A 16191-nucleotide genomic window follows, 5' to 3' on the forward strand; every position below is an offset into this window, starting at 1 on the left:
AGTAGGGAAAATGTTGTGAAGATTTCTGACATATTTATAGAAAAGCCAGTTTATAGCTGGCTGTTGATGCTGATTTGCTTAATCGGTGGTCTTTGGGGACTTTCAGATATTGGCCGCCTCGAAGATCCTGCGTTTACGATCAAGGAAGCCCGTGTTTACACCTTCTACCCAGGCGCCAGCGCCCAGCGTGTAGAAGAGGAGGTCACCGAAAAGCTTGAGGTGGCCATCCAACAAATGGGACAGCTGGACAAGGTCTCTTCCACCTCAAGTCCGGGAATGTCTGAAATTCGGGTGGAAATCAAAGATCAGTATGCCTCGCAGGAACTTGCCCAGGTTTGGGATGAATTGCGGCGCAAGGTTAATGATGCTCAAAGTGACCTGCCCAGCGGTGCTTTACCCTCCATTGTGAATGATGACTTTGGTGAGGTTTACGGTATTTATTATGCGATTACCGGAGAAGGGTTTTCGCTGACTGAAATGCGTGAAATTACCAAAGCGATTCGCCGGGAGTTACTGGGAGTTGAGGGGGTTGCCAAGGTTTCCCGCTCAGGCATTATCGACGAAGTGGCTTACCTGGATATTGATGAATCCCGCCTGGCCCAGTTTGGTTTTTCCCTGGATGACTTAGCGCAGGTACTGCAATCTGAAAGTTCGACCCAGAAAGTTGGCGAGATTGGAGGTCAGGATTTACGTACCCGCATACTGGTTGATAATCCTGCGAGTGACCTGGAATCCATTCGTAATATTCTCGTCGGCGTGCCCGGTTCTACCGCGATGCTGGCCGTTCGTGATATCGCCGATATTTCTCTCGGTTACGATGAAAGCCCAAGCTTTATTGCCCGATTTGATGGTAAGCAGGCCATTCTGCTGGGTGTGGCCGGTGCGGAAAATACCAATATCGTGAACGTTGGCAAGGCGGTAGAGGCCAGGCTGGAGCAGATTAAGCAGGCATTGCCCCTGGGTGTAGAAATCCATCCTATTTACGAGCAGCATCAGGTAGTAGAGGAGAGTGTTGACGGTTTCCTCTTTAACCTGGTTTCTTCTGTCGTGATCGTTACTCTAGTACTTTGTGTATTTATGGGCTGGCGTTCCGGCGTTGTGGTTGGCACTGTCCTCGGTTTGACCGTTTTGGGCACCGTGTTAATCATGAACCTGTTTGGTTTGAATTTACAGCGGATCTCTCTCGGTGCCCTGATTATCGCCATGGGTATGTTGGTTGATAATGCCATCGTGGTTGCCGAAGGGATGCTGATGGGGGTTCAGAGAAAAGAAGAGCCTAAGAGTGCTGCCAGGCGCGTAGTCCGCCAGACTTTCTGGCCACTGCTGGGTGCGACCATTATCGGTATTATGGCCTTCTCCGGTATCGGTCTGTCCGATGATGCTACTGGTGAATTCCTTTTCTCCCTGTTTGCGGTAATTGGTATCTCCCTGCTACTCAGCTGGATACTGGCAATTACTATTACCCCTTACTTGGGTTATCACCTGTTTAAGCCGGGTAAGCAAGCCGACTCGGATGATCCGTACGATGGCCGCTTCTACAACATGTATTCCGGTGCTTTATCAGGAGCGTTGAAGCGCAGGGGCCTAACCATTGCAGTACTTATTGTGGTGACCCTGGCCAGCTACTTTGCTTTCGGGTTTGTGAAGCAGGGGTTCTTCCCAAATTCAAATGCTCCTCTTTTTTATGTTAACTACTTCATGCCTCAGGGCAGTGATATTAATCGTACTGATAAGGCGCTTCAGGAAGCGACTGCATTCTTCCAGGAACAGGATGAAGTTGTCTCCGTAACGGCGGTAGCTGGTCGCGGGGCCGATCGCTTTATGCTGACCTATGCTCCCGAGCCACCCAATGCGTCTTATGGCCAGTTGATTGTTCGCACTGAAAACCGGGAGCAAATCCCCCAGTTGATAGAGAGTGCCAAGGCGAAGTTGCGTGTAGCGCAGCCGGAAGCATTGATTACTTTCAAACGCCTGGTGTTTGGTCCCGGTGGCGGATCGGATGTTGAAGTGCGTATTTCAGGTCCGGATTACCAGACACTGCGTACCTTGGCGGTCAGTGTAGAACAGCAGTTCCGTGAAAAAGAACTGGAAGATATTCGTCACAACTGGCGCAGCAGAGAGCCTACTCTGCACGCACATCTGGATGATGAGCGGGCGCGAGTTGCCGGGGTTACCAATGCTGATGTCAGTCGTATGATTCAGTTTGCCACTGCGGGTTACACCGTTGGCGACTTTGAAAGCGGTGACCGTATTATCCCTATTGTTGCCCGTATGCCAGAGGGAGATCGCAATCAGGTGGGTTCACTGGAAGACCGCTTGGTATGGAGCCCCAATGAGCAGGGTTATATTCCGGCAGGACAGTTGATTACTGATTTCGAGTTAACCGCTGATGAAGGATTGATCCAAAGACGCAACAGGGTACCGACTATTACCATCAGTGCGGATGCGCCTGAAGGTGTTACGGCAATGGCAGCCTTTGGTCGCATACGTCCCTGGGTTGAAGAGATGAAGTTGCCACCAGGCTTCAAGGTTGAATTCGGTGGTGAGTACGAAAGTTCTACCGATGCACAGAAGTCGTTAGGTAAAGGTTTACCCTTGGGCTTCCTGATTATGATCCTGGTGTCGATACTGCTGTTCGGTACTGTTCGTGAGCCGGTGATCATCTGGCTGGTTGTACCTATGTGTCTCGTCGGTGTTGTTGTCGGATTGTTGGCGACGGGATTACCATTTGGATTTATGTCTCTTCTCGGTGTCCTCAGCTTGTCTGGTATGTTGATTAAAAATGCCGTGGTATTGGTGGATGAGATTGAGGTTCAGACCCACGCGGGCCTACCGAGATTGACAGCTATCCAGCGGGCCAGCGTTAGCCGTTTGCGTCCGGTTTTCCTTGCCGCTGTCACTACTATTTTGGGAATGTCCCCGCTTCTATTCGACGCTTTCTTTGCGGATATGGCGGTGACAATTATGGGTGGGCTTGGATTTGCTACGGTGTTGACACTGATTGCAATCCCTGTGTTCTACGCGGTATTCCACAAAGTGAGACCCAACGAAGTAATCGGTGGGGAACCTGAAACCAAAGAGAAACGCAAAGAGTCGGTTATTAGCGAACCTGTATCCGTTTAAAACATGCTAGCCCTAATTTGGGGCTAATCTAAGAGTCCCGTGCCAAGTTACTATTCGCTTGGTACGGGATTTTTTTTGTCTTCGTTTTTTATCCACTAATTATAGGGTTGTTTTCTGATAGGGAGCTTTCCATTGAAATATATGAAGACCTTCGTGCAGAAAATTAAATTTATTGAACTAAATTATTCTTCGTCTGTAATCAAACCTTATTAAGTCTGTCATTTAGCACAACTACTCTATGCCGCCTTTATAACTGGAACTGCCTTCGGGTGGGGAATCAACGCATTGGAGTGGCAATGAAAAATCATAAATTTTTCAAGAGAGCAGCGTTAGCTATCGTTATACCGGCAATCTTGGCTGGTTGTAGTGACGATAATGATGATCCGGTAGTGGTAACTCCAGATCCGGAAGTGCCAGAGGAAGTCAGTCTATTTGAATCAGTTGCTGCTTCTGAGGCTGCTGCGCATATTGGTCCTTCAACAATACAGGTACCACATGTTGTCGCCACGGCTGAAAACGTTAAGGTAATTAATCTGCTTAGCAATGGTTATCTCCCCACTGATTACTCCAGTGAAAATGTTCCCCAACAGGATATGCTTCCTATATTCGAGGAGCACCCGAGTCTCGATGCTGCGGATACGGATGGCCTTTATGTATTGTCTGGAGAGCCCGATGGTTTGGGGTACCTGGATAATGACGACGGTACATTTACCCTGTTTATGAACCAGGAACACTACAACTTTGTTGGCGGTGACGGGGTGGTGCTGGAGAACTCAAATCGCAGTCTCCGATCGACAGGCACCTTCATTTCAAAGTGGGTAATCAATAAAACCTCCGGGGAAATTGAGGGTGGTGAGGATCTGATTAAAGGTGTTTATGCCTGGCGGCGTACCCTGTATGACACGGATGGTGAGGTTGCTGAATCTCCAGGATATACCTACGTAACACAAATGAAACCTTATTTTGATGCGGATGGGGACCTTGTGAATACGGGAGCATTCGAACGTTTCTGCTCCGCAACTCTGCCAGCTGAAACTGCTTTCTATAATGCGGAGAGCGGCAAAGGTACCCAGGTACGGATGTTCTTGACCGGCGAAGAGAGTGACGGTGGCGAGAGCCTCAAAACTTATTACGATGGTTTGGTTGAGAAGCGTGGTTATGAAGGCCTTCGATTTGATGCTTTTGGTAGCATCAGTGGTGAGGCGAAAGCCAAGAGTGAGATCGAGTCTGTCTACGAGTACGACAAATCGGAAATTTATATCGGTCGCGGTATCGCTGTTTTGACAACCGGAGACAATGCTGGTGATGCTTATGAATTGCCACTACTTGGTAAATCTCGCTTTGAGAATATCGTACCCAACTATAAAGCACAGGATAAAACCATATTGCTGTCTGTCGATGATGAACGGCCTCGGGGTGATGAAGATGATGCTTATCGCAATGGAGGTTTTCTCACAGTTTATGTTGGTGAAAAAACCAATGAAGGCAGTGAAATTGATAAGGCTGGCTTGACCAATGGTGAGCTGTATGCGGTTCGGGTTTTGGATAGCGATGGCGCGCCGGTGGTTGATTTTAGTGATAGTGACAATCGAGCGCTGTTTGACGATAGCGAATTGATGTTTGAGTTGGTACAACTTTCCAGCCAGGATACCGACGGAGATGGGAAGCCAGAAGATATTCGCGATATGAGCCAGGAGGCCTTCCGTATTCATACCACTGGAATGGAGGTCTCCCAGTGGCGTTCTCCGGAAGATGGTGATTGGGACCCATTGGATCCCAATAGCTTTTATTTTGGAGCCAAGTACGGTGTATACCAGCTTGAGTTTGCGGATATCACCAATCCAACAGATGGTGGAATCATCAAGAGAGTAGTGAGTAGCAAATCCGATGGCGATATAACTGACAACTATGAGAATTTCGACAATATGGCAGCGGTTGCTGGTGTCGATAATAAGACTCGCCTGGTGTTGCAATTTGATAAATCTAATTATTACTCACCAATCTACGTTCTCGACCCTGAAACCGGAGAGATGATTCGTGTTGCCGAATTTAACCCAGAAATTATTGGCGATAGTGAAGACGAGCTCGATCTGAAGATCGAGAAACAGCTGGCAAGTGGAGAATTGGAAGCTGAGCCTACCGATGAGGAATACCAAGCACTGCTGGAAGAGCATGTGGAGAGTAAGCCCTACCGTCAATACTACTCACAATCCTCCAAGGTTCGCAGTGGGCTGGATGATACCGGGATAGAGGCTGCGCTCTCTACCGATGCTGAAGCATCCGGGGTTATTTATGTGGGCGATATTCTGGGTGATGGTTGGTTCTTGAGTTCAACCCAGTTTCACTATGATTTTGAAGGTCGAGTGGATAGTTACCTGAATTCCTTTAATGTGCGTGACCAAAAAAATGGTCCCTCTACACAATTGATTCAGGAAATGATGGCCGGAGGACAGTTGCACGCAATCTATATCCCTCAAGCGGTAGGGCTGGACAAGTAGCAAAATCTATCATTGATAAATTATGCCCTGTCAAGCGTTAATCAGGCAGGGCATTTTTATTAGGTGTAAAAAAATTGATCGAAATATCCTGCTCTTCATTACTCTTGCTATAGCCCTATTTTTTCATTTGGGGTGTTTTGTATAACGTTTGAACCATTTCTTATTGATTTGAACCGCCGCATACAATTGGTACACACTTTCTTGTAACCTAGCGCTCTGGTTTGATTGGTAGTTGATGTATGAGCGTTCGGTCAGTTTCTAAGCTTTCTTCCATTGCTGTAGTTTTCTCCTTCAGTTTTTCCGCTTTTGCAGCGTCCTATGATCGGGCGGAGTGGCTGCCCAAGTGGTCTGATTCCGATCGGGATTGCCAGGATACCCGCCATGAGTTGTTAATTCGCTATTCACTATCCCCGGTAACCTATACCCGCTCCAATCACTGCAAAGTAGACACCGGTTTGTGGCTGGATCCCTACACAGGCGGCTTCTTTGTAAAAGCTTCAGATCTTGATGTGGAACATATTGTGCCGCTGAAGTGGGCGCACGATCACGGGGGAGCTGATTGGACGCGCAAGCGAAAGCAGCGGTTTGCTGAGGACATCGAGAATTTATGGCTGGTTGATGACGGTCGTAACCAAAGTAAAGGCCACAAAGGGCCGGACAAGTGGATGCCGCCCTATGGACCGGTCAAGCAAGTTTACCTCAAGCGGTTTATGGCAATCGTAGATAAGTATGACCTTCAGCTGAGTGCGGGCGAGCGCCGCAAATATCAATCGCTAATGGCGGATGGCTGAGGACAAGTAATCTCCGGGGGGTATAACAAGGTTCCGGCATCCGTTAGAATTTTGTTGTCCTCTAGGAGTTATTTGCAATGCAGCACCACCCCAAGAAGTTAATCGAATACTTTCGGCGCTGCTATCAAGCTGACAGTTACGACCTCTCCCTCAACAATATTCTAAATCTCAAATCGAATCGGCGTTTGTTCTTAGATGAGCGGGACTATTTGGGGGCTGATGAGTTACCACGTATACCTGTCTCCGCTACTGCGGGAGCAAAACTGCTGGAACAAGTGGATGTTTACCGAAAGGAGCGGCGGCTGATTTATGGTTGCCTGTTTATTTGTGGTAACTACGCTCTCCAATCTGGACTAAGCGCAAAACGCAAGCTCTGTGCACCACTACTTTATTTTCCCGCCAAGCTACATTTTGATGAGGATTGTTTTGTAGAGATCAACTCTGCAAACATTCACGTTAATTTCCCTGTTTTACGTCAACTGCTTAAACCTGATGTTGAGTCCTCAATAACAGATAGTTTCCCGGTGCTTACTTCGCCGCTGTCCTCGACACAGCTGGCTGACGTCGGCCGCTGGCTAGCCCATTACACTATTTTGGAAAATGTGGAGGAATTGGGGCGCTGGCCTAACCTGAGTGATAAGGCAGCTGTTGAAAGTGTATCGAAGGGTATTCAGTTGTCCCTGGTCTCGGCGGGTGCGGTAATTCTTGCAGATAGATCGAGGGGTTCTCGTGGAGTGCTGCACGAATTACAACTTTTAGGCAGGGAAAAAAGATTATCTCCTCCGTTACAGGCATTGCTGGGAGAGTGCCACTGGGAAACGGCACAGAAAGCGTGTGAGCCGGATATGCTGCCGGGTCTGTTGAGTGGGGCACAGGAGAGGGCACTGGAAAATGCGGCTCGCTTTCCTCTTAGCCTAGTTTCAGGTCCGCCCGGTACGGGAAAGAGTTTTACGATCGCCGCTATGGTTCTCGATCGAGTGCTGCATGGTGAAAGTGTTTTGGTGGTATCGAAAAACCAGCAAGCATTGGATGTGGTGCGGGATAAGTTGCGAGATGAGTACGGTCTGACTCAGGGGTATGTACATCGAGAGGAGCGGGGTTTTATCCCCAGCTTAAAAGCTCATCTGGATAGGCTGCTGAAAGAGGGGGTGGGGCCTCCAGAGAGAAAGCCTGCCCAGGTGAAGAGGGAGCTGAAGAGGGCTTATCGAGCCTTGAGGGGCTTGGAGAAGCGCTTCTCCAAAGAGCTGGGATTGGCGCGCGCTGTTAGTGTAGGTCGGTTTGCTCAGTGGGTAGCGCGACATGCCTGGGGCTTCTTTGCAAATCGATTGAGTGTTAAAAGTCTGTGGCAATCACAAGGTGCGATTGATGATTGTCGGCGCAACTTTGAAAGCCTGGCAAGTCAGTATTTGAATACTTATCGCCGCGATACATTGCACAGACTGCTGGAAAAGAATCGGGGTACCCTGAGCCAATTCAATCAAGCCTTGCGATCTCGAACTTCAAAAGTACAGGCGGAGCGCTTTGCCCAAACTGATATGCGGGTGGTAATGCAGGCGTTTCCCATATGGCTGGTGGAGGCAGATGAACTCAATGAAGTGCTGCCGTTATCGCCCGCCATGTTCGATTTGGTGGTCTTTGATGAGGCAACCCAGTGTGATATTGCAAGTTCACTGTCGGCCCTGTTTAGAGCTGAGCGGGCAGTGATTGTCGGTGACAGTAAACAACTGCGGCATGTTTCATTTCTTTCCCGCAAGCGGCAGCAAAGTATCTGGCAGGGAGTGATAAAAGATGCCGGGGTGCCGCCAAAACTGAGCTATAGGGATCAATCACTTTTGGATTTGGCTTCAGACGTGATCCCCACTCAACAAGCTATTGTGATGCTGGATGAGCACTTTCGCAGCCATCCAGAGCTGATCGCATTCAGTAACCATGCTTTTTACTCCGGCCGCTTGAAAGTTATGAGGGCCAGGCCCAAACCATTACCAGAGTCGGCGCTGGAATTTTATCAACTGCTAGGGCGCCGGAGAAAAAATGGGAGAAACACCGTAGAGCGCGACTGGGTTATTGCGCAATTGAAAGCGCATTTCGAGCGCTATGCCGATGCTGCAATTCGGCCGTCGGTCGGTGTTTTGTCTCCCTATCGGGATCAGGCTGATTATTTGGAAGGGGAGTTGATTAAGGTCTTCTCCTCGCAGAAGTTACAGAGTTTTTCTGTGCGCGTTGCCACGCCCTATGGTTTTCAAGGAGAGGAGCGAGATTTAATGCTTATCTCCATGGCTATTGATAGTCAATCGTTGCGGGCAGCCAGCTACTTAAACCGGGCGGATGTGTTTAATGTCGCAATTACCAGGGCAAAAGAAAAGCAGTTGGTTGCGTTGTCGATTGAGCCCCAAACTCTCCCTTCGGATCATCTCTTGCGTCAATATGTTGAGTTTCCACACTCCGTTGGCAGTCATTTGCAGGGTGATGAAATCGTATGTCGTTTTGCGAGTGAAGTTAGCCATTTATTAACCCAGCACGAAATTCCCCATTGGGTGGGCTTTCCTGTGGCTGGGCAGATTGTAGATGTGGTTTGTGCTGTGAGCGGGCGTTTTATCGGTATTGACCTGATTGGGTATCCCGGCGACTACGAGTCTTACTTTAGTGTAAAGGTCTACAAGGCATTGTATCGGGCGGGCATTCCGGTCTTTCCCCTGCCGTATATTAACTGGCTAAAAGACCGGCAGGGCTGCATCGAGCAGTTATTGACGATCCTTCAGCAGGAAAAAGTGCCTGTATCTGAAGCTGCTATTCCTGACGGTTAGTGCCGCTGCTTAGGGCTCAGAGATGAAAGTTACGCCGCAGCTGCTAGTCTTCAAGGAGATTTGAGCAAAATTCCAGAGTAGATCTATGAAATCCTGGTTGCTGATTCTCTCCCTCTCTGTGGTTGCAATTGCCGGAGTGCAAGTTTCTTTGGCTGATCCCCAGCAGGTTCAAGGGGTGCGAAGTCCCACTTTAAGTTTCTGCCAGGCGCGGTTCTATGAGGAAGAGGACGGACGCCTCTACTGTAACTGGGCAGTCAATTTCAGGTATGCCTGCTTTGTTTGGTGGCCAACGAATAAGATTATTCCTGCAGGGGCCAAGCTTTCAGAGCCTGAGGTTGTCGGAAAGTGTGGTAATGGTGAGCCAGTCGTCAAATTGCATCACTACTAACTCACCTGTAAAGGAGCTGTGCAGGTGAGTCGTGGATACCCCGGTTCTTCAGCGGGTAAGCTTGATTACTGACGACGGAGTCAAAGTGTGATCGCGTGTACTGGTGTCCAAGGAAGTGGCGTGTTAGCTTTTCTCCTGCTCGGCATAGAGTCCTCGATCTTGCAGCTCACGGGCCTGTTTGAGGATTTCAAGCATGGCGCTGTCCTCCACCGACATGGCATCGATGATGGCTGCCAGCAGATCTGCTGAAAACATGCACTTGCTGACTTTGCTGCGCAGGTTTTCCGGTGTCATTGAAATTCCTCTCTCGGCCAGTGCTTGGGCGAGATCTCCGTAACGCATGCCCTTTAGTGCCATTGATGCGCGCACATAGCGAGCAATTGCCTGCTTGTAAGGGGTCAGTGCTTGCTGGTTGCTCAGGCTTTGCTTGTGGTCCATGGGCTCTACTCCGTCCTATTCACTATCACCAATGTGGTAAATATTATCTTTGTGTGTATTATTTGCAACATTAGTTTGTAATAAGTTATTGACCGCAGATTTTTTGGTGCTATATTTGTGACCAATATTCCACAGCGAGGGAGTTGAGATGACCTGGAACAATGAGAACCTGCGCCAATTGGCGGAAAACCACTCCGGATGGGTGGTCGAATCTGAGGGGGATTGCCTCAGTATTTCCAACGATGAAGGCGTCGATGCGTTTGTCTATGTTGGCGAGAAGCAGATAGTTGTAGAGAGCATTCTGTTTCCCGTGAGCCAGGTAGATGATGTGGCAGCGCTCAATGAAATGGTTCTGCAAACACATCAGCTGGTGCCCCTGACAGCCATTGCGATTAAGAATATTGGTGGTGAGAACTACTACGTCGCTTTCGGTGCTCTGTCGGTGTCCAGCAAGGACGAAGTTGTTATCGAGGAGGTTGAGACCCTGTTTTCCAATGTGGGTGACTTCCTGGATTTATTTGCCGATCATTTTGAAACGGAGGGTGTAGCATGAGCCTTAAGAGAATTTGGACTGCTTTGAAAGGCGCAGTTAACGAAGGAACAGAAGCAGTAGCGGATAGCCAATCGATTCGTATTCTTGACCAAGAATTGCGCGAGGCGAAGGAAGAATTGAAAGCTTGCGATGAAAATCTGACCAAAATCATGGCGAAGCGCAAACTTACTGAGAGTAAGGTCCAAGCGCTGCAAGCCGACGTTGAAACCTATAGCACTCACGCAATCAACGCGAGTGAAAAGGGCGATAACGAACTCGCTCTTGAGTGTGCAGAGCGTGTTACCGAGCTGGAAAGCCAGCTGGAAACTGAGCGCAGCATCCTGGATGGATTCCTGAGTTCAGAGAGTACGCTGAAAGGTAATATTACCCAGGCAAAAACCAATGTGCGCCGTATGGAGCAGCAGATTGACCAGATCAAAGCGACTGAGTCTGTTCAAAAAGCACAGGTAGCGGTTTCTTCCCGCCACATGGGTGCGAACAGCAAGATCAAAACAGCGCTGGACAGCCTGGATCGCATCAAAAACAAGCAGGAGCAGCGTGCTGCTGAGCTTGAAGCTGCGGAAGAGCTGGCTTCAGAGGAAACCGGTTCCAGCCTGGATGCCAAGCTGAAAGCGGCGGGCATCAAGCCCGGCGGCCAGAAAAGTGGCAGCGATAAGTTGGCTCAACTGTTAGCGGGCCGCGAAAAGGCTTAACACAGTGCTGCTTTATCGAGTGCGACGCCTTCTGGCGTCGCTTTTCATTCGGGCAAATGTAACCACCATTCTCATAGCTGTAGGCAGCTATGTTTTCATCTCCTATTGGCTGCTCAAAATTGCCGGTGAAGCTGATATTGTCGCGGGCGAGAATTTCTTTTACTGGTTGGTCGTTACCGCATCGACAGTAGGTTACGGCGATTTCTCCCCGGTAACCCCTGAGGGTAAAGTCGTAGTTGCCGCTTGGGTGATCCCAGTGGGCCTCAGCCTGTTTGCCATGGTGGTCACAAGAATTGGCTTTGCGGTTTCAGAATTTGTGCATCGCGGCAAGAAGGGCTTGCGTATGACAAACCATATTGATCACACAGTAATTATCGGCTGGAACGGTACCAGAACGCTCCGTTTGATTGAGTTGCTACTCTCCAAAACAAACGGTAGCGCAGCAGAGATTGTCCTCTGTGTTGAAGCCGATATCGAAAATCCGATGCCGGGTAAGATTGATTTTGTCCGGGTGGAATCGTTTTCCCACGGGGAAGGTATGCAGAGGGCAGGGTTGGCCGATGCCGCTCGAATTATTATCGACAACCCTCTGGATGATGTAACCCTTACAACCGCCTTATTCTGTGACAAGCTCAGCCCGAACAGCCATAAAACGGCTTATTTCCAAGATGAAAATGTGGGTGAATTGCTCCGTGCCCACTGTCCCAATATCGAATGTATTCCCTCTGTCGCTGTAGAGATGTTGGCAAAATCCTCGCTTGACCCCGGTTCCGCAAGGTTGCACCGACAGTTGCTCGATAGCACATACGGCATGACCCAATACAGCGTTGAATATCGGGGTGAGAAGCCTCTTCCTGTCGGTGAATTATTTGACCATTTTAAGCGGGATCTCTCCGCGACCTTAATTGCGGTACGTAGAAAGGGCGTGGTTAAAATTGATGTGAACCCGGGGCTTACCGATCAAGTCACCGAGGGCGACATGCTGTATTATATCTCTGCAAAGCGGCTCGATGAAAAAAGCTGTTTCGATATAAAAAGTAATGAAGAAGGTGTTGGTACATGTTTACCAAACTGATAAATAAAATAAAGGGAAAGGACGCTCCAAAGGTCAAGACTCCAGAAATTATGGGCTTGCGAATGGGGGCGAGTTTTGAGTTGGACCCTTTGGCCATCCGTCTGATACTCGATGAATTGACCATTGAATCCTGTTCACCGACCCAGATCATCAAAGCGGCCGGTGTTGTCGAACTAGATGGTACCTGGATTTATCGCTTTTACACTGATGATGATGCCTGGCTGCAAGTGATTGCTGAGGGCGGTCAGCGGGATGAGCATGTAGTCGATGTAAAGCTGTTCCATTTTTACGACACTCTGGATGTTGGTTCGGAGCAGGCTTGGAATAAATTGTTAAAGAGTGATATTGGCGCACCCAGTTATCACCTTCAGGATCGCTCTTATAGCCGTGTATGGACCGCAGCAGGGGACTACCACAACCCAGTGCATATGGCCGAGAAGACTTACGATGAAGATGGTGATTATTCAGTAACGGATCAATTTACCATGCTTTTCGAACGCGAATTGTCTGATCAGCAAACCGAATCCCTTTTTCTCTCAGCTGAAGAGAAAGAAGAGGATGCAGGCTACTTGAGCCGCAGCCTGGTGATTAGCACCGGCATTACTCTGACCCCCTCACAAATAACAATACACGGATAATAAGGAGATATTTAATGGACCAGCCTTATGATTTACTGACTGGTATCTTGCATTTTGCGGCCTACTTTGGCCTGTCGCTGGTACTTTTGATCGCGTTTAAATTTTTATACGCACTGGTGACCCCTCACGATGAGTGGAAGCTGATCCGCGAAGATAAGAATACGGCTGCCGCTATTGGTTTTGGTGGTGCTGTTTTGGGTTTTGCAATTGCCGTTGGTGGTGCTGCCAGTAACTCTATTTCTATTGTTGATTTCGCCATCTGGGCCCTGGTTGCATTGATAGCCCAATTAATTGCTTTTGCCATTATCCGCTTTGGGTTTATGCCGCGTATTGTTGAGCGCATCGAAGATGGAGAGGTGAGTGCCGGTGTTATGTTGGCTGCAACTACAATCGCTGTTGGCGTATTGAATGCGGCTTGCATGAGCTACTAATTGGGGGTGGTAATGAAGCGTACCAAGAATATTAACCTGGCAAGGATGCGCAAGGGCGGTGGCTCCAATTTTTTACTGCGCCCACTTGCCTTAGGTGTAGCGGCTGCCCTGGTCGGTTGCTCCTCAGATGAGGAAGTTAAAGTCGTCTCTTCAGTAGATGACTGTGTGGCCAATACCCAGCTGGACGAAGCTCAATGTGAAGCAGCTTATCAGCGCGCGGTTGAGGAAGCGGAGCGCACCGGGCCCAAGTATTCCCGTCTCTCTCAGTGTGAGGCTGAGTTCGGTAGTTGCCAAGAGACCAGTAGCGGCGTCTGGATGCCTCTGATGGCGGGCTTTATGGTTGGCTCCATGCTCAATGACAGGGATCGCCACTACAACTATGGCTACTACAACCCGGTCTACCGCTATTCAGGTTCCCGTTACCGCGACAAGCTGATGACAGCTGACGGCGGCATTATTGGCGACTATGGCCGTTCATCTTATAAGGTGGATAAAAGCGCTACGGCGCCTAAGCCTAAAGTTACCAAAACTGTTTCCCGTGGAGGCTTTGGTGCAGTGGCATCGGCCAAATCCAACTGGGGAGGGGGGCGCTCCAGCAGTGGTGGTTCGCGCGGCTGGGGAGGTTGATTTGTGCTGAGGTTGCCGATTGGTGAGCGCCCGCGTTGGCAAGAGCGAGCGCAAGAGTTTGGGTTTCACTTCCATACCATGTATGGCGAACCCTACTGGGATGAAAGCGCCTACTATCAATTCTCTTTGGAGCAGATAGAAAAGCACATTGAAGATCCCACCGAAGAAATTCACCAGATGTGCCTGGATGTCGTTGCCCGTGTGCTTGAGGATGAGGAGTTGCTGAGGCGGTTCTGTATACCCGAGCAGCACTGGGACTTTGTGCGAGCATCCTGGCGTAACGGCGACCCCAGTCTCTATTCTCGCCTGGACTTTGCCTATTCCGGACAGGGGCCGGCAAAGCTCTATGAGAACAATGCTGATACTCCCACTTCTCTGTATGAAACCGGCTTCTGGCAGTGGTTGTGGCTACAGGACAATGTTGATCGCAGGTCTCTGCCGCTACAGTCTGATCAGTTCAATAGCCTGCAGGAAAAGCTGGTTAACCGCTTCCATGATTTACAGTTCCTGACCCCGGGGCGGGAGTTGCATTTCGCCTGCTGTAAAGATACGGAAGAGGACCGGGGCACGGTTCAATATTTGCAGGATTGTGCCTCCGAAGCGGGGATCAATAATCATTTTGTCTTTATCGAAGATATTGGCCGGGATGAAGCGGGTCAGTTTACCGATTTGAATGATCAGGTAATTACCTGGATGTTTAAGCTGTACCCGTGGGAATTTATGCTCCGAGAGGAGTTCGGGACCCTGTTGGCAGGAAGCAATGTCCGTTGGTTGGAGCCGCCCTGGAAGGCGATCATTTCCAATAAGGCGCTTCTGCCAATGTTGTGGAAGCTTTTTCCAGAGCACCCGAATCTTCTTCCCTCTTTTTTTGAGGATGAGCTGGACAAGGCTGCGGATTTCCCGGAATTAGTTAAGAAGCCAATCTTTTCACGAGAAGGGGCGAATATTTCAGTAGTAAAAGGGGCGGATACCACTTTGCTATCCGATGGCCCCTATGGGCAAGAAGGATTTATCTATCAGGCTCTGCATCCTCTCCCCAAGTTTGGAAAGAACCATACTCTGGTGGGAAGCTGGCTCGTTGATGACCTGGCAGCGGGAATATCCATCCGGGAAGATTCAAACCTGATTACCCAGGATATGAGCCGTTATCTGCCACATATCATCCTCTAGGGCCCGCCAACGACTGCAGGCGCTGACATCAAGCCGGCGCCTGCTCAATCCTCTTCTTTAAAAGTTATAGTGCAGCCGCAGCTCAAAAAAATTCACTCCGGAATTTTCAGAACAGGTTCCTGCATTTGAGTAGTGCAGTGCGTAAGTTGTGACTCCCCAGCGGCGCTCACTCCCAAAGTCAGAGCCCAATCCAATTCGATCCTCAAACTGGAAATGACATCCCAGAGTTGTGTGATTTGTGTTTTTACTCACAATATTGGACTCAGTAATGTAACTGGCCCCCACGGAAAACTCGAAGTAGGGAAAGATAGGCTTGTCCCACTGGGGCAGGTACTCAAGCCTCCATACCGGGCTCACTGACATACCGTGAACTAAATCCTCTCCCCGTTTGGAGACGTCTGGATCGCCATCGTCCAGGCTGGATCGCCATTCAAAGTAACTGGTCTCCAGTCGTGTTTTGAGCGTCCATTTCTCAGCAAGGGACCACTGCCAGGGCAGGTCCTTGGATATGGCAAGGCGATATTGGGTGAGTTCATTGCGGCGATTGGAAAATCCCGGGCCGGCTCCAACAATTGCAGCCCACCGTTTATCCGGGTTTGTTGCCGTTTCAGCCAAAGACCAGGCTGGAAGCAAAAGAGAAGAAAATAACAGACACAGGCCGAGCCTGCGGATAATCAAGTACAACATCATCCCTGATCCTACCTTTCCTACTACGAATGGTGACTACAAGAAAATGATTGGTTAGGGAAACTCAAAATCATCCGGGTTCTTTTCCAGTGTAGACAGAGGTGAGCGAATATAGGCCTTTTATCCCAGTGGTAATGTACTAATGGGAATAATTTACTGGTCTGCAGTGGTATTTGTTGCCAGGAAAACACTTGCAGTGACAGTTTAAAAAAAGCGGTGACAGCGATAGTTCTCTGATATGTAAAGAGGTTTTTTCTCAGGATGAAATAGGTGTTC

Annotated in this window: 14 protein-coding genes; 12 read left to right on the forward strand and 2 right to left on the reverse strand. The window is 49.2% G+C overall.

Annotated elements, in window-relative coordinates:
- Window positions 1-15 precede the first annotated feature (15 nt).
- From ACG1BZ_RS08335 to ACG1BZ_RS08355, 5 genes are all read left to right on the forward strand, one after another.
- A complete protein-coding gene (locus tag ACG1BZ_RS08335) occupies window positions 16-3123 on the forward strand; it encodes an efflux RND transporter permease subunit (protein WP_413665193.1) in 3108 nt (1035 codons plus the stop codon).
- A gap of 296 nt (window positions 3124-3419) precedes the next feature.
- Window positions 3420-5621: a hypothetical protein gene (locus ACG1BZ_RS08340; RefSeq protein ID WP_413665194.1), complete on the forward strand. Its 2202-nt coding sequence runs from the start codon at window positions 3420-3422 to the stop codon at window positions 5619-5621.
- A gap of 239 nt (window positions 5622-5860) precedes the next feature.
- Window positions 5861-6412, forward strand: a complete 552-nt coding sequence (locus ACG1BZ_RS08345) for a GmrSD restriction endonuclease domain-containing protein (RefSeq protein WP_413665195.1) — start codon at window positions 5861-5863, stop codon at window positions 6410-6412.
- Window positions 6413-6489: 77 nt separating this feature from the next.
- Window positions 6490-9216, forward strand: a complete 2727-nt coding sequence (locus tag ACG1BZ_RS08350; RefSeq protein ID WP_413665196.1) for a DEAD/DEAH box helicase — start codon at window positions 6490-6492, stop codon at window positions 9214-9216.
- A gap of 85 nt (window positions 9217-9301) precedes the next feature.
- The gene (locus tag ACG1BZ_RS08355; RefSeq protein WP_282933402.1) at window positions 9302-9604 is read left to right on the forward strand and encodes a hypothetical protein; all 303 of its coding nucleotides are present in this window, start codon (window positions 9302-9304) and stop codon (window positions 9602-9604) included.
- Window positions 9605-9727: 123 nt separating this feature from the next.
- Here ACG1BZ_RS08355 and ACG1BZ_RS08360 read toward each other — a convergent pair whose 3' ends face one another.
- Window positions 9728-10042 (reverse strand): DUF6471 domain-containing protein, encoded by a 315-nt coding sequence (locus ACG1BZ_RS08360; protein WP_108732688.1) that lies wholly within the window; start codon window positions 10040-10042, stop codon window positions 9728-9730.
- A gap of 148 nt (window positions 10043-10190) precedes the next feature.
- Here ACG1BZ_RS08360 and ACG1BZ_RS08365 point away from each other — a divergent pair, with 148 nt between their 5' ends.
- From ACG1BZ_RS08365 to ACG1BZ_RS08395, 7 genes are read left to right on the forward strand one after another with little or no spacing between them, the layout of a single operon-like run.
- Entirely contained in the window at window positions 10191-10595 is a 405-nt protein-coding gene (locus ACG1BZ_RS08365) for a DUF2170 family protein (RefSeq protein WP_108732689.1), read from the forward strand.
- Complete coding sequence (locus ACG1BZ_RS08370) at window positions 10592-11287, forward strand: PspA/IM30 family protein (RefSeq protein ID WP_282933401.1); 696 nt, start codon at window positions 10592-10594, stop codon at window positions 11285-11287. Before ACG1BZ_RS08365 ends, ACG1BZ_RS08370 begins: the two co-directional genes overlap by 4 nt.
- Before the next feature lie 4 nt (window positions 11288-11291).
- Complete coding sequence (locus tag ACG1BZ_RS08375) at window positions 11292-12362, forward strand: potassium channel family protein (RefSeq protein WP_413665197.1); 1071 nt, start codon at window positions 11292-11294, stop codon at window positions 12360-12362.
- Window positions 12347-13000: a YjfK family protein gene (locus tag ACG1BZ_RS08380; protein WP_413665198.1), complete on the forward strand. Its 654-nt coding sequence runs from the start codon at window positions 12347-12349 to the stop codon at window positions 12998-13000. Before ACG1BZ_RS08375 ends, ACG1BZ_RS08380 begins: the two co-directional genes overlap by 16 nt.
- Before the next feature lie 14 nt (window positions 13001-13014).
- Window positions 13015-13431: a DUF350 domain-containing protein gene (locus tag ACG1BZ_RS08385; protein WP_282933398.1), complete on the forward strand. Its 417-nt coding sequence runs from the start codon at window positions 13015-13017 to the stop codon at window positions 13429-13431.
- 12 nt (window positions 13432-13443) lie between these two features.
- Window positions 13444-14058, forward strand: a complete 615-nt coding sequence (locus tag ACG1BZ_RS08390) for a DUF1190 domain-containing protein (RefSeq protein WP_282933397.1) — start codon at window positions 13444-13446, stop codon at window positions 14056-14058.
- A 3-nt stretch (window positions 14059-14061) separates the two neighbouring features.
- Window positions 14062-15228 carry a glutathionylspermidine synthase family protein gene (locus ACG1BZ_RS08395; protein WP_413665199.1) on the forward strand — a complete coding sequence of 389 codons (1167 nt, stop codon included), beginning with the start codon at window positions 14062-14064 and terminating at the stop codon, window positions 15226-15228.
- Window positions 15229-15285: 57 nt separating this feature from the next.
- Here ACG1BZ_RS08395 and ACG1BZ_RS08400 read toward each other — a convergent pair whose 3' ends face one another.
- Window positions 15286-15918: an acyloxyacyl hydrolase gene (locus ACG1BZ_RS08400; RefSeq protein ID WP_413665200.1), complete on the reverse strand. Its 633-nt coding sequence runs from the start codon at window positions 15916-15918 to the stop codon at window positions 15286-15288.
- Window positions 15919-16191 lie beyond the last annotated feature (273 nt).

This window comes from Microbulbifer sp. CNSA002, from assembly GCF_047324085.1.
Lineage (GTDB): Bacteria > Pseudomonadota > Gammaproteobacteria > Pseudomonadales > Cellvibrionaceae > Microbulbifer.

Bases quoted from the DNA above. Each gene is read 5' to 3' on its own strand.
- ACG1BZ_RS08340 (WP_413665194.1), top strand. From the start codon at position 3,420: ATGAAAAATCATAAATTTTTCAAGAGAGCAGCGTTAGCTATCGTTATA.
- ACG1BZ_RS08345 (WP_413665195.1), top strand. From the start codon at position 5,861: ATGAGCGTTCGGTCAGTTTCTAAGCTTTCTTCCATTGCTGTAGTTTTC.
- ACG1BZ_RS08350 (WP_413665196.1), top strand. From the start codon at position 6,490: ATGCAGCACCACCCCAAGAAGTTAATCGAATACTTTCGGCGCTGCTAT.
- ACG1BZ_RS08355 (WP_282933402.1), top strand. From the start codon at position 9,302: ATGAAATCCTGGTTGCTGATTCTCTCCCTCTCTGTGGTTGCAATTGCC.
- ACG1BZ_RS08360 (WP_108732688.1), bottom strand. From the start codon at position 10,042: ATGGACCACAAGCAAAGCCTGAGCAACCAGCAAGCACTGACCCCTTAC.
- ACG1BZ_RS08365 (WP_108732689.1), top strand. From the start codon at position 10,191: ATGACCTGGAACAATGAGAACCTGCGCCAATTGGCGGAAAACCACTCC.
- ACG1BZ_RS08370 (WP_282933401.1), top strand. From the start codon at position 10,592: ATGAGCCTTAAGAGAATTTGGACTGCTTTGAAAGGCGCAGTTAACGAA.
- ACG1BZ_RS08380 (WP_413665198.1), top strand. From the start codon at position 12,347: ATGTTTACCAAACTGATAAATAAAATAAAGGGAAAGGACGCTCCAAAG.
- ACG1BZ_RS08385 (WP_282933398.1), top strand. From the start codon at position 13,015: ATGGACCAGCCTTATGATTTACTGACTGGTATCTTGCATTTTGCGGCC.
- ACG1BZ_RS08390 (WP_282933397.1), top strand. From the start codon at position 13,444: ATGAAGCGTACCAAGAATATTAACCTGGCAAGGATGCGCAAGGGCGGT.
- ACG1BZ_RS08400 (WP_413665200.1), bottom strand. From the start codon at position 15,918: ATGATGTTGTACTTGATTATCCGCAGGCTCGGCCTGTGTCTGTTATTT.